The following is a 2,118-nucleotide window of genomic DNA, read 5'->3' on the forward strand; positions in this document are numbered from 1 at the left end:
CGCAACTAAAATGCTGAACAGCTCGGCTATACTGTGAAAAAATAGATAGCCGTATAGACTGCTTGCATATAAAGCAAGGGCCGCCAGAACGGCGAAAATCGCATACCCTGTTTTCCTGTCAAGTTTCATCTGCATTTCAACCTTTATCGCCAAACAGAATTAAAAATAAGGACACTTCCCTATTTTTTCTATGCTCACCAGGAGAAGGGGGACATCCCCCCTATTTTAAAGCTAATCCTTACCCATAACCTGGGTTGCTGGACACAAGGGCGGAAGGAGGGAGATAAGGATTAGGCGTTGTGGTCAGCAGCTTCCACATGGAAGAAAGATCGTCGAGTCGTTGCAGCCCCAGCCAGAGGCTCTTGGTTCCTGGTTCGCCATCCCCTTTGCGGCCAAGGAAGCCTCCAAGGGTGGCAACCATGCGCATGGCCTCTCGAAGCGTGGGAGGTTTGTCAGGAGGGTTCGGATTTTGAGTAACGTAAGCCACCAGGGCTTTCCATTCCTCTTCTTCAAAGAAGACCGTGCAAGCTACATCGGGGGTTTCGCGGCCAAGCTTCGCCAGATGAAAAATCCGCCACGCCACCACCATGTCAATGGCCAGACACGTTTCGATGCGGTCCGCGTGCCCCAGTTGCCGCTCTTCCACCTTGCATCCACTCTTGAGCGTACGATGATAAACTTCAATTCCCCAGCGGATCGTATACCAGGCCAATTTCTCGATGGCTTCTTCAAAGGTGTTCACCGGCAAGGTGCTCAGAAGCATCCACTCAATGCGCTCCCCTTTCGGAGGCGCTTCGGCCTCCCGCGCCCACACAGCCCAGAGACTGAACTCCTGGAGCCGTCTCTTGCCTGCGGGAGGCTTCAAGCTGACTTTCCCAAACCGGACCTCCAACTGGGCCACTCGGGCTGGCCGATTCTTCTGGCGGGGGACGTGGATTTCCTGGATCCCCGAAACCTCCTGCTGAGCCATCTTGTCCCACAAGTGCCCCTGACCTTCCGCAAGCAACCGGTCCTGTTCAGCTCGAATCAGAAGCCTTGGCCCCGAAGGATCGCTCAAAGCCAATTCAAAAAGCTCATAGATATCCGCCTCTCGGTCTCCGACACTGATGAGCATGCTTTGGGGACATTGCTTTTGTGCTTCGGCTACCTTGCGAAAACTTACCAGCCATTTATAACTTTCTTTCTCCTCGATCGGCAGGCTATGGCGGCGCTTCTTCTTCCCAAAGTCCGCTCCGTCTCTGGCCCAGCACTGCACATCGAGCAATCCCAGCGGCGTTGCCTCTCGATTAAACGCCATCGTATCATGCACAAGCAGTCCCATGCCTCGATCCTTCCGATATCCAATCGGCCCAAGGTTCTCCGTCGCCGGATGTGCGCTGTAGTTGAGCGAGGTGGTGTCTTGAACAGCCAAGATCACCGCCTCCCGACTCATCCGTGCCACGGTAGCTTGATAATGGGGCTCCAGAATCGTTTCCATGCTCGCCTCAGGATGATCCAAGAACCGATACGTGGCCTTCGTTTCCGCTCGTGTTTGGCAGGCTTGAGGAATATTGGCCTGAGGCCGTGCATAGAAGGCCTGCGCAATGTTGACCAACCTCTTGTTCAACCGCCGGTCCCCAATCCCCGCCTCGCCCAACTCCTCTTCGGCCCAGTCCCGAGCCACTCCTGTCTCCCGCGATCGACACCGAATCGGCTTGGGCTGCGGCTCAACACAAAGTTGCTTGCGGGCGTTGCTTTGAAGAGGGTAGACATAGACTTCCTTAATGGGCGCCAAAGAGGCCCGATCCCGATCCATCCGCCCTCGCCCCTGCGTTGCGCCCACATGAGACCAATTAGCCGCTTTATAACAGGTCCCCTCAAACCGGTCCCGCTCAACATACGTCTCAAGCAACATCGGCCTCACCCCATAACGCTCCACCCAATCCTGCCGCACGCGTCGAGCGCAGAGCGAAAGCACATGGGAAGCCAAATAGACCACCCGAGGCACGAGCAGAAACCGACTGTTACAGACCACCTTCCCCAGATTCGACTTGCGAGCTTCTTCCCTCCAGCCAATCCATCGATCCCGGGGGGCCACTCGCCAAGCCGCAGCGCTGAAGGCCAACCCCCCAATCCATC

General features: G+C 55.9%; 1 protein-coding gene. It reads right to left on the minus strand.

Features of this window, described 5'->3' with window-relative positions:
- Nucleotides 1-238: 238 nt before the first annotated feature.
- Nucleotides 239-1,795: an IS4 family transposase gene (locus tag QMD53_07095; protein MDI6800402.1), complete on the minus strand. Its 1,557-nt coding sequence runs from the start codon at nucleotides 1,793-1,795 to the stop codon at nucleotides 239-241.
- Nucleotides 1,796-2,118: the final 323 nt, after the last annotated feature.

It is taken from the genome of Actinomycetota bacterium (genome assembly GCA_030017835.1).
Lineage (GTDB): Bacteria > Actinomycetota > Aquicultoria > UBA3085 > Oleimmundimicrobiaceae > Yes70-04.

Bases quoted from the DNA above. Each gene is read 5' to 3' on its own strand.
- QMD53_07095 (MDI6800402.1), bottom strand. From the start codon at position 1,795: ATGGATCGGGATCGGGCCTCTTTGGCGCCCATTAAGGAAGTCTATGTC.